The sequence below is a fragment of the Methylobacterium sp. AC832 genome (assembly GCF_979256025.1).
Genome location: NZ_CEEDMV010000002.1, coordinates 827,842 through 849,888, shown reverse-complemented (window position 1 = coordinate 849,888; position 22,047 = coordinate 827,842). Strand labels below are relative to the sequence as shown.

The 22,047-nt window shown below is 66.9% G+C and carries 22 protein-coding genes; 9 read left to right on the top strand and 13 right to left on the bottom strand.

What is annotated here, in order from left to right; genetic code table 11:
* Positions 1–23 precede the first annotated feature (23 nt).
* The 9 genes from AC0IXR_RS11230 to AC0IXR_RS11190 form a co-directional block, all read right to left on the bottom strand.
* Positions 24–986 carry a type II secretion system F family protein gene (locus AC0IXR_RS11230; protein ID WP_419952201.1) on the bottom strand — a complete coding sequence of 321 codons (963 nt, stop codon included), beginning with the start codon at positions 984–986 and terminating at the stop codon, positions 24–26.
* A 5-nt stretch (positions 987–991) separates the two neighbouring features.
* The gene (locus AC0IXR_RS11225) at positions 992–1,960 is read right to left on the bottom strand and encodes a type II secretion system F family protein (RefSeq protein WP_419952200.1); all 969 of its coding nucleotides are present in this window, start codon (positions 1,958–1,960) and stop codon (positions 992–994) included.
* Positions 1,957–3,405, bottom strand: a complete 1,449-nt coding sequence (locus AC0IXR_RS11220; RefSeq protein ID WP_311276839.1) for a CpaF family protein — start codon at positions 3,403–3,405, stop codon at positions 1,957–1,959. Before AC0IXR_RS11220 ends, AC0IXR_RS11225 begins: the two co-directional genes overlap by 4 nt.
* A gap of 27 nt (positions 3,406–3,432) precedes the next feature.
* A complete protein-coding gene (locus AC0IXR_RS11215) occupies positions 3,433–4,677 on the bottom strand; it encodes an AAA family ATPase (protein ID WP_471760750.1) in 1,245 nt (414 codons plus the stop codon).
* Positions 4,678–4,747: 70 nt separating this feature from the next.
* A complete protein-coding gene (locus tag AC0IXR_RS11210; protein ID WP_471760749.1) occupies positions 4,748–5,482 on the bottom strand; it encodes a CpaD family pilus assembly protein in 735 nt (244 codons plus the stop codon).
* A 74-nt stretch (positions 5,483–5,556) separates the two neighbouring features.
* On the bottom strand, positions 5,557–7,035 hold the full coding sequence (locus AC0IXR_RS11205; RefSeq protein WP_471760747.1) for a type II and III secretion system protein family protein: 1,479 nt from the start codon (positions 7,033–7,035) through the stop codon (positions 5,557–5,559).
* Between the two features lie 34 nt (positions 7,036–7,069).
* On the bottom strand, positions 7,070–7,873 hold the full coding sequence (cpaB, locus tag AC0IXR_RS11200) for a Flp pilus assembly protein CpaB (RefSeq protein ID WP_471760745.1): 804 nt from the start codon (positions 7,871–7,873) through the stop codon (positions 7,070–7,072).
* A 195-nt stretch (positions 7,874–8,068) separates the two neighbouring features.
* A complete protein-coding gene (locus tag AC0IXR_RS11195) occupies positions 8,069–8,575 on the bottom strand; it encodes an A24 family peptidase (RefSeq protein WP_471760744.1) in 507 nt (168 codons plus the stop codon).
* A gap of 288 nt (positions 8,576–8,863) precedes the next feature.
* A complete protein-coding gene (locus tag AC0IXR_RS11190) occupies positions 8,864–9,055 on the bottom strand; it encodes a Flp family type IVb pilin (RefSeq protein WP_471760742.1) in 192 nt (63 codons plus the stop codon).
* Positions 9,056–9,489: 434 nt separating this feature from the next.
* Here AC0IXR_RS11190 and AC0IXR_RS11185 point away from each other — a divergent pair, with 434 nt between their 5' ends.
* From AC0IXR_RS11185 to AC0IXR_RS11155, 7 genes are all read left to right on the top strand, one after another.
* Positions 9,490–10,005: a pilus assembly protein N-terminal domain-containing protein gene (locus tag AC0IXR_RS11185; RefSeq protein WP_471760740.1), complete on the top strand. Its 516-nt coding sequence runs from the start codon at positions 9,490–9,492 to the stop codon at positions 10,003–10,005.
* 259 nt (positions 10,006–10,264) lie between these two features.
* Entirely contained in the window at positions 10,265–10,960 is a 696-nt protein-coding gene (locus AC0IXR_RS11180) for a 50S ribosomal protein L25/general stress protein Ctc (protein WP_056432735.1), read from the top strand.
* Positions 10,961–11,195: 235 nt separating this feature from the next.
* Positions 11,196–11,816, top strand: a complete 621-nt coding sequence (gene pth / locus AC0IXR_RS11175; RefSeq protein WP_207413559.1) for an aminoacyl-tRNA hydrolase — start codon at positions 11,196–11,198, stop codon at positions 11,814–11,816.
* Between the two features lie 57 nt (positions 11,817–11,873).
* A complete protein-coding gene (locus AC0IXR_RS11170) occupies positions 11,874–12,107 on the top strand; it encodes a hypothetical protein (protein WP_056432738.1) in 234 nt (77 codons plus the stop codon).
* Entirely contained in the window at positions 12,097–12,564 is a 468-nt protein-coding gene (locus AC0IXR_RS11165; RefSeq protein ID WP_471760738.1) for a PIN domain-containing protein, read from the top strand. Before AC0IXR_RS11170 ends, AC0IXR_RS11165 begins: the two co-directional genes overlap by 11 nt.
* Before the next feature lie 8 nt (positions 12,565–12,572).
* Positions 12,573–13,670: a redox-regulated ATPase YchF gene (gene ychF, locus AC0IXR_RS11160; protein ID WP_056252454.1), complete on the top strand. Its 1,098-nt coding sequence runs from the start codon at positions 12,573–12,575 to the stop codon at positions 13,668–13,670.
* 299 nt (positions 13,671–13,969) lie between these two features.
* Entirely contained in the window at positions 13,970–14,962 is a 993-nt protein-coding gene (locus AC0IXR_RS11155) for a MaoC family dehydratase (protein ID WP_471760737.1), read from the top strand.
* 106 nt (positions 14,963–15,068) lie between these two features.
* Here AC0IXR_RS11155 and mtnA read toward each other — a convergent pair whose 3' ends face one another.
* The 4 genes from mtnA to trmD form a co-directional block, all read right to left on the bottom strand.
* On the bottom strand, positions 15,069–16,184 hold the full coding sequence (gene mtnA / locus AC0IXR_RS11150; RefSeq protein ID WP_471760735.1) for an S-methyl-5-thioribose-1-phosphate isomerase: 1,116 nt from the start codon (positions 16,182–16,184) through the stop codon (positions 15,069–15,071).
* 268 nt (positions 16,185–16,452) lie between these two features.
* Entirely contained in the window at positions 16,453–18,045 is a 1,593-nt protein-coding gene (gene serA / locus AC0IXR_RS11145) for a phosphoglycerate dehydrogenase (RefSeq protein ID WP_471760733.1), read from the bottom strand.
* A gap of 209 nt (positions 18,046–18,254) precedes the next feature.
* Positions 18,255–19,421: a phosphoserine transaminase gene (locus tag AC0IXR_RS11140; RefSeq protein WP_461234044.1), complete on the bottom strand. Its 1,167-nt coding sequence runs from the start codon at positions 19,419–19,421 to the stop codon at positions 18,255–18,257.
* Between the two features lie 157 nt (positions 19,422–19,578).
* On the bottom strand, positions 19,579–20,295 hold the full coding sequence (gene trmD / locus AC0IXR_RS11135) for a tRNA (guanosine(37)-N1)-methyltransferase TrmD (RefSeq protein ID WP_471760732.1): 717 nt from the start codon (positions 20,293–20,295) through the stop codon (positions 19,579–19,581).
* Between the two features lie 137 nt (positions 20,296–20,432).
* On the opposite strand from trmD, the gene AC0IXR_RS11130 reads away from it, so the two are divergent.
* Together AC0IXR_RS11130 and AC0IXR_RS11125 are read left to right on the top strand one after the other, a co-directional pair.
* Positions 20,433–21,173: a methyltransferase domain-containing protein gene (locus AC0IXR_RS11130; protein ID WP_471760730.1), complete on the top strand. Its 741-nt coding sequence runs from the start codon at positions 20,433–20,435 to the stop codon at positions 21,171–21,173.
* A gap of 79 nt (positions 21,174–21,252) precedes the next feature.
* Positions 21,253–22,044: a bestrophin-like domain gene (locus AC0IXR_RS11125; RefSeq protein WP_056432769.1), complete on the top strand. Its 792-nt coding sequence runs from the start codon at positions 21,253–21,255 to the stop codon at positions 22,042–22,044.
* Positions 22,045–22,047 lie beyond the last annotated feature (3 nt).

Genomic DNA, 22,047 nt, shown 5'->3' with positions numbered 1-22,047 from the left:
GCCCCTGAGACGCGGATACAGTATCAGCGGTAGATCTGGATGATTGCCGGCGTCAGGATGACGACGAACAAAACCGGCAGGAAGAACAGGATCATCGGCACGGTGAGCTTCGGCGGCAGGCCGGCTGCCTTCTTCTCCGCCTCGTTCATGCGCTGGTCCCGGCTCTCCTGGGAGAGCACGCGAAGGGCCTGACCCACGGGCGTGCCATACCGCTCGGCCTGGATCAGCGCGGTCGCGACCGCCTTGACGGCATCGAGGCCCACGCGGTTGGCGAGGTTTTCGAACGCCATGCGCCGATCCGGCAGATAGGACAGTTCCGCTGCCGTGACGGCGAGCTCCTCGGCCAACGCCACCGACTGGGTGACGGTCTCGATGCTGACCCGGCGGATGGCGTGCTCCACCGACATGCCCGACTCGACGCAGATCAGCATGAGGTCGAGGGCGTCGGGCCATGCCGCCCGGATCTCGGCCTGGCGCTTCTTGGTGGCGTTGATGAGGTAGAGTTCGGGTGCCTTGATGCCGACCAGCAGGGCGGCGATGACCATCATGAGGCGGACGGTGACGGAGTAAACCAGGATCTTCAAGACGAAGAGATAGACGATCGCCGCCAACCCGACCGCGATGGGCATGACCATCCGGAAGAACAGGAACCCGGTCTCGGCGCCGGGCGAACGGTATCCCGCCATCACCAGTTGCTGCCGAGCGGTGTCGGTGCCGAGCCAGCGGCTCAGGTTGAACTGGTCCACGACCCGCTTCATGTAGGCTTTCGGTGCCACCCGCAGCGTCGACCTGTTGTTCAACCGGTCCCGCTCGCGGCGGCGCAACTCCTCGCGCTCCTCGCCGATGAGCTTCATGCGCTTGTTGAGCTTGTCGGGCTCCAGAAGCGGCTGCAGCAGGGCGAAGGCCGTCGCGGCGGCCGCCACGCCGGCCAACACCATGCCGATGAAGCGCGGGTCGATGAGCTTTTCGCCGATGACGGACAACATGGGCGTCAGACCTCGAAGCTGATCATCTTCTTCATCACGAAGATCCCGATCGACATCCAAATCGCAGAGGCGACGAGGGCCATCTTGCCGGTATTCGTCGTCCAGAGCAGCGCGACGTAATCGGGGCTGGAGAGGTAGGTCAGGACCGCCACGACGAAGGGCAACGCCGCGATGATACCGCCCGACGCCTTGGCCTCCATGCTCATGGCCTGGATTTTTCCCTCCATCTTCTTTCGTTCACGCAAGACCCTCGACAGGTTGCCGAGAGCCTCCGACAGATTGCCGCCGGACCGGCCCTGGATGCCGATGACGATGGCGAAGAAGTTGACGTCGGAGACGGGCACCCGCTCGTACATCCGCACCATGGCGTCGCCGAGAGTGAGACCCATGGTCTGGGATTCCACCACCTGGCGGAACTCGCCACGGATCGGCTCCTGAGCTTCCCGGGCGATGATCCGGAAGCAGTCGCCCACCGGGATGCCGGAGCGCACGCCGCGGGTGATGATGTCGATGGCGGTGGGCAGTTCGGTGATGAAGGCCTTGATGCGCTTCTTACGCAGGAAGCTCAGCAGCCATAGAGGCAGGCCGAAGGCGCCGGCGAAGAGGCCCGCGAGAGTCGCGAACGTATGTGCGGTGAGGACGAAGACGACGAGGCCGGTGGCGACGGCCATGAGTGCGGAGACGGCGTAGAATTTCTGCTTCGTCCAATCCAGCCCGGCGCGGGCGATCTTGAGCTCGAGCGAGACCTTCGTCCCGCCACGCTTGGCCTCCACCTCCTTCAGGCTCCTGGCCACCTGCTCACGCCGGCTCGCCGTCGCCACGCGCTGGGCAGGGGACGTCACCACGCTGACGGCCTGCCTGCGCTTGGCCGCGCGGCTCTCGCCCGACAGGAGCGGCGTCAACACCACATAGGCGACAGCCCCGGCGGCGATTGCCGCGAGCCCGACGGCAAGGGGCATCTGCAGCCCGTTCATGGGGTGACAGCGCCGTCTGAGGCCGCGTCGAGGGCGGCCGCCAGGGCCTTCTCCTCCCCGTAATAGCGCGCGCGCTCCCAGAAGCGCGGACGGCCGATGCCGGTGGAGCGATGGCGTCCGAGAAGCTTGCCGTTCGCGTCCTCGCCCAGCACGTCGTAGACGAAGAGGTCCTGGGTGATGATGACGTCGCCTTCGAGGCCCAGCACCTCGGTGATGTGCGTGATGCGGCGCGAGCCGTCGCGCAGGCGCGTCGCCTGGACGATGATGTCGATGGATCCGACGATCATCTCGCGCAGGGTCCGCGACGGCAGGCTGAAGCCGCCCATCGTGATCATCGATTCGATACGGGCCAGGGCCTCGCGCGGGGAATTGGCGTGGAGCGTGCCCATCGAGCCGTCATGGCCGGTATTCATGGCCTGGAGCAGGTCGAACGCCTCCGGGCCGCGAACCTCGCCGACGATGATCCGCTCCGGCCGCATGCGCAGGCAGTTCCTCACGAGGTCGCGCATGGTGACCTGGCCCGACCCCTCCATGTTCGCGGGCCGGGTCTCGAGGCGGACCACGTGGGCCTGCTGCAGCTGCAGCTCGGCCGCGTCCTCGCAGGTGATGATCCGCTCGTCCTCGTCGATGTAGCGCGTCAGGCAGTTCAGCAGGGTGGTCTTTCCGGACCCCGTACCGCCGGAAATCACCACATTGCAGCGGACGCGGCCGATGATCTGGAGGATCCGCGCGCCTTCGGGCGAGATCGCCCCGAAGGTCACGAGCTGGTCGAGGGTGAGCTTGTCCTTCTTGAACTTGCGGATGGTGAGGACCGGCCCGTCGATGGCGAGCGGCGGCGCTATGATGTTGACGCGGGAACCGTCGGGCAGGCGGGCGTCGCAGATCGGCGAGGATTCGTCGACGCGCCGGCCGACCTGGCTGACGATGCGCTGGCAGATGTTCATCAGCTGCTGGTTGTCGCGGAAGCGCACATTGGTCAGCTGGATCTTGCCACCGACCTCGATGAAGGCCCGGTTGGCGCCGTTGACCATGATGTCGGCGATGTCGTCGCGGGCCAGAAGCGGCTCGAGCGGCCCGTAGCCGAGCACGTCGTTGCAGATGTCGTCGAGGAGTTCCTCCTGCTCGGCGATGGACAGGACGATGTTCTTGAGGCCGATGATTTCCGAGACGATGTCACGGATCTCCTCGCGCGCCGACTCGACGTCGAGACGCGAAAGCTGCGCCAGATCGATGGCCTCGATCAGCGCGCCGAAGATCATGCTCTTGGTGCGGAAATAGTCCTCCGACTTCACCGTCTCCCGGACCGGGACGGGCCGCTCCGCCTGCGGTTTCTTCGCCTCGGCGGCATGGTCGTCGAAGACCGGGATGGAGGCCGATGGTTTGGGTGTCGACGGAACCGCGATGGTGGCCGCGACCGCCGTGCCGGTGCTCCTCCTACCGAACATGACAGGGCTCCTCACGGTTCGGGTCCATCAGGACGCCTTGCGTCGGGACAACCGGGACAAGAGGGGCTCGAACAGCTTCCCGCGGGGGCGGCGCGCCTCGGGGCGGCCGATCATGCGTGCGGCGAGCTCGGAAAACACGTCCGACGCCTTGGCGCCGGCCTGGACCTCGGCGATCATCTGGCCGTTATTCGCCGCCGTGCCGAACAGGGCGGGGTCATAGGGAATCGTCGCCGTCAGCGTGGCGTCCAGGGCCTTCGCGAACTCGCCGGCCGAGATTTCCGGCCGCTTCGGCACGCCGACGCTGTTGAGGACGATGCGCGGACGGGCGTCGTTCGGCCTGTTCTGCTGCAGCAGGGTCAGCAGGTTCTTGAGGTTGCGCAAGGAGGCGAGTTCAGGCTGGGCGACGACGATGATCTCGTCGGACGAGATCAGCAGGCGCCGGGTCCAGGCCGACCAGGTATGCGGCACATCGAGGACCACGCAGGGCACGGCCGCCCGCATCAAGTCGATGAGGTTGTCGAAGGACGTTTCGTTCAGGTCCGTCGTCCGGTCGAGGGTGGCGGGCGCGGAGAGAAGCGAGAGATTGTCGCTGCATTTCGAGAGCAGCCGGTCGAGGAGGTTGGAATCGAGGCGCTCGGGCGCGAAGACCGCTTCGGCGATGCCCTGCGGCGGATCCTGGTTGAAGTTGAGGCTCGCCGACCCGAAGGCGATGTCGAGATCGGCGATGACGGTGGCCATCGCGTGCTCGCGTGCCACGGTCCAGGCGAGGTTGTGGGCGATGGTGGACGAGCCAACGCCGCCCTTGGCGCCCACCACCGCGATGGTGCGCCCCACCGGGCGGGCTCCGGGCGCAGTGAACAGGTCGGACAGGGCCTGGATCAGGACGACCGGCTCCACCGGCGCCATCAGGTACTCGCTCACGCCGCGCTGGATGAACTGGCGGTAGAGCTGCACGTCATTGACATGGCCGATGATGACGACCTTCGTCCCTTCGTCACAGACTTCCGCCAGGGAATCGAGGATCTCCAGGGGACGCGACTTCGCGCTCTGCGTCTCGATGACGACGACGTTCGGCGTGGGCGCGTGGCGGAAAGCCTCGACGGCGGCGGGACCGCCGCCCATCTGGATCTTGATCTGCGCCTTCTGCAGCCGCCTGTCGCTGCCGGCCGCCTCGATCGTCGCGGCCGTTTCGCCGGTCTCGCAGAATGCCTGGATCGTGATCCGCGGCACCGGAGCGATGATGCGCTCGGGTGACTCGTTGATATCGGGCATGGGGCGGGGTCCGGTCTCTGGTTGGAAACGAAGGCCGAAGCTCTGTCGAACGACGGAAGGAGAGCGCCGATCAGTTATCGATGGCTGCCTTCACCGACGTCTTCCCATCCTGGCGCCATATGGTTGACGGATCCTTGCCCTCGCGCAGTTTGTTGATGTCCATCGTGCGCTGGACCGCGTCGATGCGCCCCTCCGGGCGACCGCGCACGAGGTCCACCGGATCGGCGATCTGGCTCGCGACATTGGACTGCATGGCGCAGCCGAGGTTCCAATGCGTCTCGTTGCGCGCGGAGAAGGCAGGGCTTCCGGCCCCGAGATCCTGGGGCCACAGGCCGCATTGGTTGCCGACTTTCGCCTCCAGGCGCCGGAAGCTGAGGCGCAGGGGCGAGGCGAGGAATGGGTCCGCGACCGCGTAGCCGGTGACCACCATCTGCCCTCCGCCGACACCGTTTTCTGCGCCCAGCCTGCGGATACCGGCACCGGTCCGCTCCACGGCTGCGCCGAGCGACGGCGAGACGCCGCGCGGCATGTCGAGGATCACGGTGCCGCGCCCGTAGCGGCGGAATTCCAGCAGGAAGGCCTCGATATCGGCGCGCTGTCGCGGATCGATATGACCGGTACCGGTGACGAAGACATCGAGCGAGCGCGTGTCGTCGGCGAGCACGATGGGATGACGGGCCCGGTAATCGGCCGGATAGAGCGAGCCGGTGGTCTCGGCGCGGTCGGCGTGGCAGGCACCCAAAGTCCCGGCCAGGGCGATCGAGGCGAGCACGGCGAGGGGGGAGCGGAACGGGATGAGTGACATGGGGGTCGGGTCCTGATGGGGCCGGGGCCGCTTCGTCCTGCAATGTCGTGGCTGCGCGGATCTCGCACGGGGCGTCAGTCGGTGATGAAGCCGACGCGTCCGCGATACGTGGCGCCGAGCGGCGCTGTGCGAGCCGAACCGTAGACCCGGTTCAAGCGTCCGAGCAGGATCCCCTGGCCGTCCTGGGCATCGATGAAGCCGTCATCCGGCCGCGCCACCTGCTTCGCCTCCATCGCCTTGGCGATGTAGGGCGTCACCATGATCATGAGTTCGGTTTCCTGGCGCTGGTAGTCGCGCGAACGGAACAGGGCTCCGAGGATGGGCAGGTTCACGAGGCCGGGCAGACCGCCGACGGAGGCCTTGTTGCGTTGCTGGATCAGTCCGGCGGTCATCATGGTTCCGCCGGAGGCGAGCTCCACCGTGGTCTCGGTCTTGCGCAAGGTGAAACCGGGCACCGAGACCGTGGAATCGCCCTGGGTGAAGGTGAAGGAGTTGGTCTGGTCGATCTCGGAGACCTCCGTCGCGACGCGCACGGAGATGCGGTTCTCGGCCATCACCACCGGCGTGAAGTTCAGGGTCACGCCATAGGTCTTGAACGTGATGCCGGTGGTGCAGACGCCGCCGGTGCAGTTCTGGGTGGCGGGCACGGGAAGCTCGCCGCCGGCCGTGAACTTGGCGGATTCCCCCGAAATGGCGGTGAGCGTCGGCTCCGCGAGAATGCGCGAGACGCCGGCCTGCTCGAAGGCGCGCAAGGTCGCCGAGACGCTCGCCCCGCCGCCTGCGTTGATCGTCGCCCTGATCTCGTTCCCGTTCGGGAATTGCCCGCCATTGAGACCGAAGGGCGCGACGTTCGCGAGGTTGAAACCGGACCAGTTGCCGCTGAGATTGACGCCGAACTGCTTGAGCACCGTCCGTGCGACCTCGACCACGGTGACGCGGAGCATCACCTGATCCTTGCCCCGGATGGTGAGGTTGTTGATGACCGCGCCCTTCGCGCCAGGACCGCCGGCACCGCCGCCGGACTGACCGACGAAGGCAGTGGCGATGTCCATGGCCTGGGCCGCCTCCGCAGCGGAACCGACCGTGCCGGACAGGATGAGGGAATCCCCCGCGGTCCGGATGTCGAATCGCCCGCCAACGATGCTCTGGAGCAGGATCTGCCGCAGGGTTCCGAGCTTGAGGTCGCGCGCCACGGTGACGTCGAGGGCGGTGATCTGGCGGCCTTCGGCATCCATGATGAAGATCGAGGTCGCTCCGTCCTCCATGCCGATCACGAAGACCTTGCGGGTCGAGCGCACCACGGCGTTGGCCACTTTCGGATTGGCGACGAAGACCTCCTTGGCGTCGCGCGGCAGGTCGATCACGAGGGAGCGCCCGGTCGTCAGCTCGACGCGGCGCGAGGTGCCGGATTCATTGCCCCCGACATCGACGATCGGGGCGGGGGTGAAGCTGTCTCTCGGCGCCGCCACGGCGGGCGTGGCCGGGAATGCCAGCCCCACGAGGGCCGCGAACGCGGCCAGGCTGCCCACGCGGACGCGATGTCTCGTGGTCATCGAAGAATCCTTGAACATCGCGCGGTTCGGCATCTCAGCGACGCGGTTGTTGTCTGGCGACGCCGAAGCGCACGACCGTGATCGCGGAATCCTGCTGCGTCTCGGGTACGGCATCCACGGTTCGGCCGGCATCCACGAGGCTGCGCAGGGAGAGGGAGAGCTGTCCCACCTTCTGCGCCAGGGTGACGGTTTCGGCCTGGGACGGGGTCAAGGCGAGGGTCGCCGTCTCGCCGGTGACGACATTCGTCCCGTTTTTCTCCTGGACGATCTGGCCGACGGCGAGCACGCGGATGTCGGTGAGCAGGGTCTCGGAGATCTGCGCCTCGCCACCGCCGGACCGCGAAGAATCCTCGTCCCGATAGGTGCGGATGACGTCGACATGGTCGTTGGGGAGGATGAAGCCGCCGGCCGAACTCGAGCCGCGCGTATCGGTGACGATGGCGACGGCACGCATGCCGGAGGGGAGGATCGCCGCCATGAAGCCGCCGTCGGACCGCGCGATCTTCTGCGGGCGGATCGGCTCGCCCGCGAGGAAGGCGCTGCGGGTGATCGAACCGATGATGGTTTCCATGGCGTTGGGCGACACAGAGCGCGTCATGTAGCCGACGGTGATGGCCTGGTCGGGCCAGGGCTGCCAACGCAGGTCGGCTGCCTGGATGTTCTGCCCCATCGGCAGGTCGGCGGCGGCCACCAGCACATCCGTGACCGGGAGCGGGGGAGGGGGCGCCTGGACCACCGGCTGGGCCGGGGGCGGTGCATCGCTGCCGCTCATCAGAAACGCGGCCCCGCCCCCGGCGGCGAGGGCGATGGCGAGAACGGCAAGGCGGGCTGGTTTCATCGCCGTGTTCGAACCTGACAGGACGGCCTCGTGCCGTCACCATCCCTTGTTCGACGGGATTCCTCAAATTACGGTTAACAAAAACTAACGATGGCCGAGCGCGACTGTCCTGCGACAGATCTGCTCTTGCTGAGGTCAGGACTTTCCAGGCTTCAGACCGGGCTCGGCAAGCTCACCCTGGACGTGCATCTTATATCACGATGCCATCATTCTTGCCCAGGTCATGGTCTCCGGGATCACGATCAGGGCGCCGAAGGAGAGGGCGATTCCGTAGGGCACGCCCGTCTTCGCATCGTGCAGGTGGAGGGCGAAGGGCAGGCGGCCGAGCAGCAGCGGCAGCGGATGCGCCCGCGCCATCAGGATCGCCAGGGAGAGCGCGCCTCCAGCGAGCGAGGCGACTGCCAGATACTCCAGCAACCGGTCGAACCCGATCCATACCGCCGTCGCAGCGGCAAGCTTGGCATCGCCACCGCCGATTTTGCCCAAGGCGAAGAGGGTAAAAGTAACGACCAGCGTCACCGCCCCGGCGCCGAGATGGCTCATGAGGTCCCACCCCCATAATCCCGTCGCGACCGCGAACAGAGCGAAGCCTGCCAGCAGGAGAAGGGACACCGTGTTCGGGATCAGCATGGTCAACAGGTCGCGGACGGCCGCATAGGCCATCAGGAACGGAAACACGATCAGCAGCGCGACGCTCGCCATGGGAACAGCCTCGATCTCGGCCGGAAAATACGCCCGGCGGGTTCCGGTGATCCGAAACCGGTCAGGTCTTCGTCATCGACGCGGTGCGTAGAACCGCGATCACGGGTGTCGGTCTTCGCGACACGATCATTCCAGAAACGGCTGCGCCGGACGATCGGGAAAGATCGTCCGGCAGGGCACTTACGTCACCCAAGCACAGCCGGCTGGATCGTCACTGCCAGAGGAATGGGCGAATGACGGTCCCACGGAGCATGTTGCCATCTTTACTTGGCAAAACCGATGACAATCTTAGCTCCCCGCCGCCGGCGCCGTCGTCCCAGCGATGGTTTTCCCAACGTTATCCAATCCAGTCTTAATATGGCCCGAAAGGAGGCCAAAGGCAGCGACGAGCGCTGCGGAGATGAGCGCAGCGATGAGGCCGTATTCGATGGCCGTCGCGCCGGATTCGTCGGCGGCAAAACGTTTGAAGATGCTCGACATAACAGTATTTCCCGATTGGTTGTCTTGCCAAGTTGCCGTCGAACGTTGCCTTGTCTCGATCGGCGACTGAAAACAACATTGCCCGTTTTCTCTTGAGATTGGGTTAAATCGGCCGCGCAAATAGCGTCGAGAAGCCCTCGATTGTCTTTTGGTAAAAGGGAAATGAATGAAAAAGATGTATTTTTACACATTCCGCGAAGAACAAACTCCGCTGCATCTCGTGATTAATCTACTGCCATGACCGTCGCCATGGCGACATGATGCCAAATCATTTCGTCGAGACGTCACGGACCGATGCGTCGAGATGTGTGCCGAACGGCCTTAGCGCTTCGTTCACCACCACGTGCTTAACACTCGCCTGACGAAGAGAGGCTGGCCGTTCCGCATGGGGGCTCAGCCGGAAACGCGCGGGTTTAGCCGAGAGCATCAGAGCCATGGGCCACCGGTCACTGCCGACACGCTCGCCCCTGACGCGCCACGCTCGAGGGGGCGGAGTGGCCCTCTGCCTCGCTCTCGGCGCGGTGCCCGCTCTGGCGGAGACGGCCCCGGCCACCGTGGCGGTGAGCGTCGACAATGCCAAGGTCATTCGCCTGCCCGAGCGGACGCAGACGGTGATCGTCGGCAACCCGCTGGTGGCTGATGTGGCGCTCCAGCGGAACGGGATCGTCATCCTGACCGGCAAGAGCTTCGGCTCCACCAACCTCATCGCCCTCGACGCGTCCGGCACGATGCTCGCCGAATCCATCGTCAGCGTCCAAGCCGCTCAAGGCTCGATCGTCACGGTTCAGCGCGGGCTGGACCGGGAATCCTATTCCTGCACGCCCAATTGCATGCCGTCGATGCAGCTCGGCGATGCGACGAAGTATTTCGGCGATGTCAGCGGGCAGGCCGATACCCGCCGCAACCTGGCCACGGGGGGAAGCGGGGGCGGAGGAGGCGGCCCGAAATAGGACGGGCGGCCGGAAATTCGACGAGTCTGCTTCAGCACCGGTCGCGCGCCGGGGCAGATCGGAACGATCCCTTCCGATATGCGGGCGAAGGCGATCGAAGTGGAAACATTGCACTTCCGGTCACTTGCGGGTATGCACCACACGCGCCCGCCAGACACCCTTGGAGGCACGGGCGCGTCGTGGATCGGTGAGGGCCGTCCGTTTCGGGCGGCCTTTGGCGTTGCGCGGCTTTTTTCTGTTTTGTTTGAAGGATCACGCCATGAGCGCAGTAAAGCCGCTTGAGGCCGTGGCACGCGACCGGGTCGGCAAGGGGGCCGCCCGGGAAGTTCGTCGCCAGGGCAACGTTCCCGCCGTCATCTATGGTGGTGGCCAGGCTCCGCAATCCATCGCCATCGATCTCGTCCGCACCCGGACCTTGATCTATGCCGGCGGTTTCAAGACCACGCTGTTCGAGATCAATGCCGGTGGTCGTAAGACCCGCGCGATCCCGCGCGACTTCCAGCTCGATCCGGTGACCGGCGTACCGCTGCATGTCGACTTCCTGCGTGTCGTCGCCGGCCAGAGCCTCACCGTCGAAGTGCCCGTGCACTTCATCAACGAGGATGAGGCCCCCGGCATCAAGAAGAACGGCGGCACCCTGAACGTCGTCCTGCACACACTCTCGCTCGAAGTGCCCGCAGACGCGATCCCCGACGCGGTCGAGGTCGATCTCACCGGTCTCCAGATCGGCGATTCGATCCACATCGAAGCCGTGAAGCTGCCGGCCAACACGACCTTCACCGGTGAGGCCGAGGCCGTCGTCGCCAACGTCGTGCCGCCGACCGTGCTCGGCGCCGAGGTCGAGGCCGAAGAGGCCGCGATTGCCGAGGCGCAGTCGACCGAAGCTGCCGAAGAGAAGGCCGAGGCTGAGGCCGAAGAGGCCGCCGAGGCTGAAGAAGACAAGAAGGAGGATTGAGGCCCTGGGGCTTCGCGCCCCGGTCTCGTCTTCGTCCACGGGTGCTCCGGCCGCGAGGTCGGGGCACCTTTTCGTTTGACGTCGCCCCTTCGTCGTCCGTCCTTAGAGCTGCGCCCGCCCACTTTGGGTCGGGCGCAGCTCTAAGCCTTCTGTTTTGCCGCGCTCTTTTTCGCCGAACCGGCATCCACTTCGGCGGAGAGCGCTCTCGTGACGAAATCGTCTTGGAGATGATGCCATGCGCCTGATCGTCGGGCTCGGCAATCCAGGGGCCCGCTATGCGGGCAACCGCCACAATATCGGCTTCCTCGCTCTCGACGAGATGGCGCGCGTCCACCGCGCCGCGCCTTGGCGGCGCAAGTTCCAGGGTGAGGTGACCGAGGCGACGCTCGGCACCGAACGGGTCGTCCTGCTGAAGCCGCAGACCTTCATGAACGAATCCGGCCGCTCGGTCTCGGAAGCCCAGCGCTTCTACAAGATCGCCCTCGCCGACGTGATCGTGCTCCACGACGAACTCGACCTCGCCCCGGCCAAGCTCCGCGTGAAGCTCGGCGGCGGCAATGCCGGCCATAACGGCTTGCGCTCGATCACCGCCCAATGCGGCAACGATTACCGGCGCGTCCGCCTCGGCATCGGTCATCCGGGCGACAAGGCCCTGGTCCATGCCTACGTCCTGAACGATTTCGGCAAGGGGGAGCGCGCCTGGGTCGAGGATCTCTGCCGCGCCGTGGCGGACCACGCTCCGCTCCTGGCCCAGGGCGAGGATGCGAGCTTCCAGAACAAGGTCCACCTCGCCATGGCGGGCCGGGGCTGGGACGACGTCAAACAGGTCAACGCGGCGGCCACCGGCCGTGATTGACACGAAAACACGGGAACACGATATCGAAGCTCGGATTCGACGGGTGGGGAGGCTGGGTTGAGGAACGTCACGGTGACGATGGAGGAGAGCCTCCTGCAACGCGCTCGCGTCGCCGCGGCGCGTGACGGCAAGAGCCTCTCGAAGTTCATCGCCGAGACGGTCGAACAACGCGTCGGCCGGCCGCTCTCCCAGAGTCAGGCACTAGAGCGTTTCCTGGCGGGGCCACCCCTCCATCTCCTCGATGAGAACGGGCGCGCGCCGACGCGCGATCAGATCTACGATGCCGAGTGATACCGTCCCCGTCACGGGCCGGGTGTTCGTCGATACCAACGTCTTCGTGTATGCCCGCGACGACCGCTTCCCTGAGAAGCAATCCATGGCGCGGCATTGGCTGGAAGCGCTGGCGGATCGGGGCCTGATCGTCGTGAGCCCGCAGGTTCTCGGCGAGTTGCATGCCGTCATCCTGCGCGGTCGGCTCCCGATCGATTCGGAGGATGCGCGGCAGACGACGCTGGCACTGGAGGAATGGTCGGAAGGCGCCACCGATCTCGCCCTCGTCGGCGATGCGTGGTCACTGCGGGAGCAGACCCGGTTTCAGTGGTGGGACTGCGTCATCCTCGGTTCCGCGATCCGGGCCGGATGCCGCTTCCTCCTGTCGGAAGACTATCAGCACGGCCGCGAGGTCGAAGGAACGACAATCGTGAATCCGTTTCGGGCCTTACCGGAATCGATCTTCGCGAACTCTTGAGGAATATCATGGGCTTCAAATGCGGCATCGTCGGCCTGCCGAACGTCGGCAAGTCGACCCTCTTCAACGCGCTGACGCAGACGGCGGCGGCGCAGGCGGCGAATTATCCGTTCTGCACGATCGAGCCGAATGTCGGCGAGGTGGCGGTGCCGGATCCGCGCCTCGACGATCTGGCGCGGATCGCCACGTCGAAGGAGATCATCCCGACGCGGCTGACCTTCGTGGACATTGCCGGCCTCGTGCGCGGCGCCTCGAAGGGGGAGGGGCTCGGCAACCAGTTCCTCGCCAATATCCGCGAGGTCGACGCCATCGCCCATGTGGTGCGCTGCTTCACCGATGGTGACGTGACCCATGTGGAGGGCAAGGTCGACCCGAAGGCGGACATCGAGACCATCGAGACCGAGCTGATGCTCGCCGACCTCGACAGCCTCGAGAAGCGCCTCTTCGCCCTAGAAAAGAAGGCCAAGGGCGCCGACAAGGAAGCCAAGGAGATGCTCGACCTCGTCCAGCGGGCGCTGCCGCTGCTGCGCGAGGGCAAGCCCGCCCGTCTGGTGAGCCGCAAGCCGGAAGAGGAGAAGCTGTTCCAGACTCTCGGGTTGATGACGGCGAAACCCGTCCTCTATGTCTGCAACGTGGACGAGGGCGATGCCGACAAGGGCAACGCCTATTCCGAGGCGGTGATCGCCCAGGCCAAGGCCGAGGGGGCGCGCGCGGTGGTGGTCTCGGCCAAGATCGAGAGCGAGATCGCGGTGATGCCGCTCGCCGACCAGGGCGACTTCCTCGAAGCGGTGGGGCTCGTGGAGCCGGGCCTCAACCGGGTCATCCGCGCGGGCTACGAGCTTCTCGGCCTCATCACCTACTTCACGGTGGGTCCGAAGGAAGCGCGCGCCTGGACCATCGAGAAGGGCACCCGCGCGCCTGCCGCCGCCGGCGTGATCCATACGGATTTCGAGAAGGGCTTCATCCGCGCCGAGACCATCGCGTTCGCCGATTACACCGCCCTGAAGGGCGAGAGCGGCGCCAAGGAGGCCGGCAAGTTCCGCCTCGAGGGCAAGGAATACGTGGTGCAGGACGGTGACGTACTGCATTTCCGCTTCGCCAATTGAGGAGCTGGACCGGCCTGCCGGCATCCGCCGGGGTGAGGACGCCCATCCCCTCTCCCCGCACGCGGGGAGAGGGCCGCGACGCCCCCGTCGTCGGCGCGGCGAGGCGGCAGCCGACGGTGAGGGGCTCGTCCGAATGAGCCTCCTCCGGCACGGCCCCCTCACCCTCGCTCCGCTCATCACAAGCACGACGAGGTGCTTGTGATCCTCTCCCCGCAAGCGGGGAGAGGCGGGCCGCCCCTGAAGCGAGCGCAGCGCCATCCTTCGACCCGAAACTCTTCGACCCGGGGACAAGAGGTTCAATGACCGGCATCACCTTCGAGGATTTCACCCCCGGCGGCGTGATCGAGGGCGGCCCGCTCACGGTGACGCGAGAGGCGATCGTCGCCTTCGCAAAGGAGTTCGATCCGCAGCCCTTCCATCTCGACGAGGAGGCCGCGAAGGCGACGCTGGCGGGTCGGTTGATCGGCTCCGGCTGGCAGACGGCCGGGTTCGGCATGCGCCTGCTCCAGGCCCATGTCTTTCGCGGCGCCACCTCCATGGGCTCGCCCGGCATCTCGCAGCTGCGCTGGCTCCGCCCCGTCCTGCCGGGTGACGCGCTGCGGATCGTCACCAAGGTGGAGGAGTGCCGCGCCTCGAATTCGAAGCCGGATCGCGGCTTCGTCCGCTTCACCCTCACGGTCGTGAACGGGCGCGACGAGACGGTGATGATTCAGGCCTTCACGGTCATGTTCGCCCGGCGCGGGGCCGATCCCCTGCCGCCCCGCGCGGTGACGCCCGGAGACCCGGTCGAGGTGATCGAAGGCGACGATGCGGAGCCGCTGCTCTTCCTCAAACAGGCGAAGCTCGGCACGGTCCGCGATCTCGGCCGGCACGTCTTCACGCCCGAAGCAATCATCGCCTTCGCCAGGGATTACGATCCGCAGGCCTTCCATCTCGATGCGGACGCCGCCCGAAAGACCCATTTCGGCGCGCTCTGCGCCTCGGGCTGGCACACGGCGGCGGTGTGGATGAAGCGCCTGCACATCACCCGCCAGCGCGACATCGCCCTGACGGAACGGGCCGGTCCTGTGCCGCAGCTCGGCCCCTCGCCGGGCTTTCGCGACATGCGCTGGCTCGCGCCCGTCTATGCCGGCGACACGATCCGATATGCCTGCACCCTGCTCGACAAGCGCGAATCGGCCTCGCGCCCCGGCTGGGGCGTCGCGACCCACCACAACACCGCGCAGAACCAGCGCGGGGAGCGGGTGTTCGAGTTTACGGGGTCTGTGTTCTGGCAGTGGGAAGCGTCTTGACCCGCGAGAGCGCTCTCCGCCGAAGTGGATTCCGGTTCGGCGAAAAAGAGCGCGGCAAGACAATGGCTTAGAGATATGCGCCGACCCAACGTGGTCGGGCGCAGCTCTAAGCCGCCGAGCGCCGCTCCGGATACAGCGCCAACAACCCCTCCGCATCCGCCGAAGCCACGCCGCGCTCGGTGATGATCCCCGTCACCAGCCGGGCCGGGGTCACGTCGAAAGCGGGGTTCGCCACCGGGCTGCCCGGCGACACCACCTCGATCGTGGCGAAGCCGCCATCGGCGAGGCGGCCGGTGAGATGGGAGACTTCGCGGCCGTCGCGCTCCTCGATTGGGATCTGCGCGACACCGTCGTCCAGCGTCCAGTCGATGGTGGAGAAGGGCAGGGCGGCGTAGAACGGCACGCGGTTGTCGGACGCCGCCAGCGCCTTCAGGTAGGTGCCGATCTTGTTGCAGACGTCGCCCGAGGCCGTGGTGCGGTCCGAACCGACGATGCAGACGTCGATCTCGCCATGCTGCATCAGGTGGCCGCCGGCATTGTCGGCGATGACGGTGTGCGGCACGCCGTGGGCGTTGAGCTCGAACGCGGTGAGCGCCGCGCCCTGGTTCCGCGGCCGGGTCTCGTCGACATAGACATGGACCGGGATGCCGGCCTCGTGCGCTACGTAGATCGGCGCCAGCGCGGTGCCCCAATCCACCGTGGCGAGCCATCCGGCGTTGCAATGGGTCAGCACGTTGAGGCGGCGGCCCTCTTCCTTATCGTAACCCTTGGCCTTGTGCAGATCGGCCAGGATCGCGGCGCCGTGGCGGCCGATGGCGTGGCAGCTCTCCACATCCTCCTCGGCGATGCGCCCGGCCTCGGCGAAGGCGAAGGCGGCGCGCTCAGGAAGCGCGACCTCGCGCAGCTTGGCGGCGACACGGTCGAGCGCCCAGCGCAGGTTGATCGCGGTGGGACGGGTGGCGGCCAGTGTCTCGACGGCATAGTCGATCCCGGAATCGGAAGCATCCCGGCGCAGGCCCAGGGCCAGGCCGTAGGCCGCCGTCACACCGATGAGCGGCGCGCCGCGCACGATCATGGTGCGGATGGCAACGGCGGCTTCGTCCAGGGTGGCGAGCCGCTTCATCTCGAAGGCGAAGGGCAGGCGGGTCTGGTCGATGACCTCGACGGACGCGCCGTCGGCGGCGGGAAGGATGGTGCGGTAGGGTTTGCCGTCGATGTTCATGCGCGGGCCTCTCGCATGTTCCGGGCGCAAGGGCCAGTCCTTGGGCTACGCGCCCGACCCATTGCAAGGCGCGGAGCGATCGACCGGGCCGCGTCGCTCGACCGAACACCCGGTGTTGCACCACGTCATCCCGGGGCCGCTCAGCGGAGCCCGGGATCCAGAAACGCAGGTCGTGCAAGGCTATTCGCCGTTGGCGGTTCTGGATCCCGGGCTCGCCTTCGGCGCCCCGGGATGACGGCAACGTGCCCCCTACGAGAGGGCTACGAGCTCAGAAGCTCACCGGCCGTGCCCGCTTCACCTGCGGGATCGTCTCGATCTCCACCCGTACGCTGTCCGAGATCGGCGCGTCGACGGCGCAGAAGCAGATGGCGTTGCCGCCCTCTTCCTCGCGGCCGAGGTTGAAGGTCGCGACGTTGACGCCGGCCTCGCCCAGGATGGTGCCGAGCCGACCGATGAAGCCCGGCTTGTCGTGGTTGCGCACGTAGAGCATGTGCGGCGCGAAGGCGGCGTCGATGGCGATGGAGCGGATCTCGATGATCCGCGGCTTGCCGTCATGGAACACCGTCCCGGCGGCGTCGCGCGGCATATCCTCGGCATCGACCGTAATGCGGATCACGGATTCGTAGTCGCTCGCGCCGCCCTCGCGCTTGATCTCGTCCACCACGATGCCGCGCTCCCGCGCCAGAGCGGGGGCGGAGACCATGTTGATGTCCTGCAGGAACGGCCGCAGCGCCCCGGTCACCGCCGCCGCCGTCAGCGCGCGGGTGTTCATGCCCGCCACTGCGCCCTCGTAGGTGATGCGGATGCCCTTGATCGGCGCGTCCGTGAGCTGGCCGAGGAACGAGCCGAGCTTTTCGGCGAGCGCCACGAACGGCTTCAACCGGGGAGCCTCATCCGCGGAAATGGACGGGAAGTTGATCGCGTTGGTGATCGCGCCGGTCATCAGGTAGACGGACATCTGCTCGGCGACCTGCAGCGCCACGTTCTCCTGGGCCTCGTTGGTGGCGGCGCCGAGATGCGGGGTGCAGATGACGTTGGGATGGCCGAAGAGCGGATTCTCGGTCGCTGGCTCGTCGACGAACACGTCGAAGGCAGCCCCGGCCACATGGCCCGAATCGAGGGCCGCGCGGAGTGCCACCTCGTCCACGAGGCCGCCACGGGCGCAATTGACGATCCGCACCCCGGGTTTCGCGCGGGCGAGGTTTTCGGCCGACAGGATGTTGCGGGTCTTGTCGGTCATCGGCACATGGAGCGTGATGATGTCGGCCCGCGCCAGCAGCACGTCGAGCTCGACCTTCTCGACCCCGATTTCGAGGGCGCGTTCCGGGGAGAGGTAGGGGTCGTAGGCCACGACCTTCAGCCTCAGGCCGACCGCGCGGTCGGCGACGATGGCGCCGATATTGCCGCATCCGATGATGCCGAGCGTCTTGCCGGTCAGCTCCACGCCCATGAAGCGGTTCTTCTCCCACTTGCCGGCCTGGGTCGAGAGATCCGCCTGCGGGATCTGCCGCGCCAGGGCGAACATCATCGCGATGGCGTGTTCGGCGGTGGTGATCGAATTGCCGAAGGGCGTGTTCATCACGATGACGCCGCGCGCCGTGGCGGCGGCGACATCGACGTTGTCGACGCCGATTCCCGCCCGGCCGATGACCTTTAGGCGCGAGGTCTGGGCCAGCACCTTCTCCGTGACCTTGGTGGCCGAGCGGATGGCGAGGCCGTCGTAATGGCCGATGATCGCGGCGAAGCGCTCCTTGTCCTTGCCGAGGTTGGGGAAGAAGTCGACGTCGATTCCACGATCGCGAAAGATCTGCACGGCGGCATTGGAGAGGGAATCGGAAATGAGCACCTTGGGAGCAGCCATGATGGCCTCCGGCTCTTGAGGAAGGGAATTATTTCGGAGGTGAGGTGTGAGGGCGCGGCAGGTCTCAACCCTCCCCCCATTGCGGGGGAGGGTGGTCGCGGAGCGACCGGGAGAGGGGACGACCTCTCCGGACAGCGCGCTCCCCTCACCTGACCCGCTGCGCGGGCCACTCTCTCCCGCAGAGGGGAGAGGGGGAGGGGAGCATTGCCTCAGGCAGCCTTGGCGAGCTTCGCCTTCTGGGCGGCATAGGCCCAGTCGAGCCAGGGCATCAGGGCCTCGAGATCCGAGGTCTCCACCGTGCCGCCGCACCAGATGCGCAGGCCGGCCGGCGCATCGCGATAGGCGCCGATATCGAAGGCGATGCCCTCGGAATCGAGCGTGTCGGCGATCCCCTTGGCCACCGACGCCACCGTGGCGTCACCCATCGCGAGGACGTCCGGATCGGTGATGACGAGGCAGACGCCGGTATTCGAATACGTCGCCGGGTCGACGGCGAGGTGTCCGATCCACGGGGTCCGCGCCACCCAGTCGTGAACGACCTTGGCATTGGCGTCGGCACGGGCGTGGAGGGCGTCGAGACCGCCGATGCTCTGGGCCCAGCGCAGGGTATCGAGGTAATCCTCGACCGCGAGGAGCGAGGGCGTGTTGATCGTGTCGCCCTTGAAGATGCCCTCGATCAGCTTGCCGCCCTTGGCCATGCGGAAGACCTTCGGGATCGGCCAGGCGGGGGTGTTGCTCTCGATGCGCGCGACGGCGCGGGGCGAGAGGATCAGCATGCCGTGCGCGGCCTCGCCGCCCATCACCTTCTGCCAGGAGAAGGTGACGACATCGAGCTTGGCCCAGTCGAGCGGCATGGCGAAAGCGGCCGACGTGGCGTCGCAGATGGTCACGCCTTCACGGTCGGCGGCGATCCAGTCGCCATTCGGCACGCGAACGCCGGCGGCGGTGCCGTTCCAGGTGAAGATGACGTCGTTGTGCTTCGTGTCGATGGCCGACAGGTCCGGCAGCACGCCATAGGCGGTCTCGTGGACGATGGGCGAGATCTTCAGTTCCTGCAGCGCGTCGGTGACCCATTCGGAGCCGAAGGCTTCCCAGGCGGCGACCTCGACCGTCTTCGGGCCGAGCATCGACCACATGGCCATCTCGACGGCGCCGGTATCCGAGGCGGGGACGATGGCGATGCGGTAATCGGCGGGCACGCGCAGCACGGTGCGGGTCAGCTCGATGGCCTCGACCAGCTTGGCCTTACCGGCGGGAGAGCGGTGCGAGCGGCCGAGAGTGGCGTTCTGAAGGGCCTGGAGGGTCCAGCCGGGACGCTTGGTGCAGGGGCCGGACGAGAAATTCGGCACGCGGGGGCGCGTGGTGGGACGTGTCATGACAAAGTCCATCCTTACAGATGAATGCTCCTCGTTGGGGAGGAGTGGCCCGCCGCTGCCAATGAACCTCACGCGACGAATAAGCAAGATGCGTTGCGGATAAATTCAGTCCCGCCCTCCGGAATGTCATGATCTTTCGCGGTCAAACCTTGTCGGATCAAGGCTTTGTCGAGGACATGCCGGATCGCACAGACAGGTCAGGCCGGCGTTCGCGCGTGATCCGCTCCGCCTCGCCCCGGCGCCAGCGCGCGATGGCGCCGTGGTTGCCCCCATTGAGGATCTCGGGAATCGCCCGTCCCTCCCATTCGCGGGGTCGCGTGTAATGCGGATATTCGAGGAGGCCGCCCTCGAAGCTCTCCTCCTCTCCCGAGGCGGATTTACCCATGACGCCGGGAAGAAGCCGGATGCAGGCATCGAGCACGACCATCGCGGCCATCTCGCCGCCGGACAGGATGTAGTCGCCGATGGAGACCTCTTCGAGGTGTCGCGCCGCGATCACCCGCTCGTCCACCCCCTCGAACCGGCCGCAGACGACGACGAGTCCCGGCCCATCCGCGAGTTCCCGCACGCGCGCCTGCGTCAGGGGGCGTCCGCGCGGGCTCATCAGCAGCCGAGGCCGCGTGTCGCCGGGGGAGGCCACGGCATCGATGGCGCTGCCGAGGACGTCGCAGCGCAGGACCATGCCCGCTCCGCCCCCCGACGGGGTATCGTCCACGGCGCGGTGGCGGCCGATCCCGTGGTCGCGGATCTGCCGGGCTTCGAGCGCCCAGGTTCCGCGCGCGAGCGCATCACCCGAGAGCGAGATGCCGAGCGGGCCGGGAAACATCTCCGGGTAGAGGGTGAGGATCGTGGCGGACCAGGGCGCGGGCATCATGGCGCTTGATGGCGCGTGTGGTGAGGGCGGGTCAACGTGCATCGCACGTTGCGGCCGCGAAACGGTCCCGCCGGTCATCGCAACTGCGCCGCAGCCGGGCCAGGGCACTTTCCCCCAGTGGTTTCCGTTGTCCCGGCATGCTTCGCTCCCTCGCCATCGCCGTCTCTCTGGCTCTCACCGTTCCGGCGCAGGCCGTCGAGCCCCTGGCACCGGCCGGAGCACCGGCATCGGCCTTTCCCAAACCGGACAGGCCGGTGGCCGAGATCATCGCGCCGCTCTGGGCCTCCGAAGCCCAGCGCGACAAGGTCGATGAGGTGGGCCAGGTGGCGCGGCTGATGGGGATCGCGCCGGGCCAGACCGTGGCCGATATCGGGGCGGGGAGCGGCTATTACACGACGCGTCTCGCGGAACGGGTCGGTCCCCGAGGCCATGTCTTCGCCGAGGACGTGACGCCGCGCTATCTCGCCGACCTCACGGCGCGTCTCGCGCGCGCCAAGCTCGGCAACGTCACCGTGGTGCGGGGGGAGCCGCACGATCCGCGCCTGTCGCCGGCCTCCCTCGACGCGGCGTTGCTGGTTCACATGTACCACGAGATCGCCCAGCCCTACGGCCTGCTGCACAACCTGGCCGCGGCGATGAAACCCGGTGGCCGCGTCGGGATCGTCGATGCCGACGCCATCCCGTCGCGGCACGGTACGCCGCCGGCGCTGCTGCGGTGCGAACTCTCGGCGGCGGGCTATCGCGAGATCGGCTTCTCGGTGCTGGAGGGCGGAGTCGGTTATCTCGCGATCTTCGAGGCTCCGGCCCCTGCGGCACGCCCCGATCCCTCGTCGATCACCCCGTGCACGGATGGGGCGACGCGAACCGGCCAGCGTTGAGCGAGGGCGGATTCACGGTTCGGTAGCGGCGAACGGCTATCGTCGTCCCAGCTCGAAGAGCGAGCGGGAGAATACGTGCGTGGTCCTGACGTTTTGGCTCGATCAGCCGGTCTGGTTGATGTTCGTCCTTCTGTCGGCGGTCTTCGCCGTCTTGATGGGCGTCATCAGCATCCTCTCGGTCTGGTCCGCGACCCGCCCGGGCATGCACAAGCTCGGCATCGGCGTCGTCGCCCCCTATTTCAACGCCATCTCGGTGATGTTGGCGCTGCTCACGGGCTTCGTGGCGAACGACGCCTGGGAACGGCAGCGGCAGGCGACGAAGATCGTGCAATCGGAGAAGACCAACCTCCTCGCCGTTCACGATCTGAGCCTCGCCGCGGCCTCCGACATGTCCGCGATCCGCACCAAGCTGCTCGCCTATGCGAACGCGCTGATCGACGACGAATGGCCGAAGATGACACAGGGCGAGTCTTCGGGGACCGCGAACGACGCCCTGGGCGAGTTGATGCAATCCGTGGCCGATCCCCGGCACAGCACCGAGGCGGGAGCCGCCGCGCATGGGAGCCTGCTCGACGCGGTGATGAACCTGCGGGCCGAGCGGGGCACGCGCCTGGGCCTCGCCGACGTTCAGGGCGACCAGTCGAAATGGCTGACGCTGATGGTACTGGCGCTGCTCACCCTCTTCTCCATCGGGCTGATCCACGTGGACAAGCCGGTGCCGCAGGCCGTCGCGATGATCCTGTTCTCGGCCGCCACGGTGACGACGCTGGGCATGATCGGCCTGCACGAGCGGCCCTTCGACGGGCCGATGCCGGTCACGTCGGCACCGCTGGAGATGGCGCGGACGGCGATGACGAGCCCGAAGCCCTGAGCG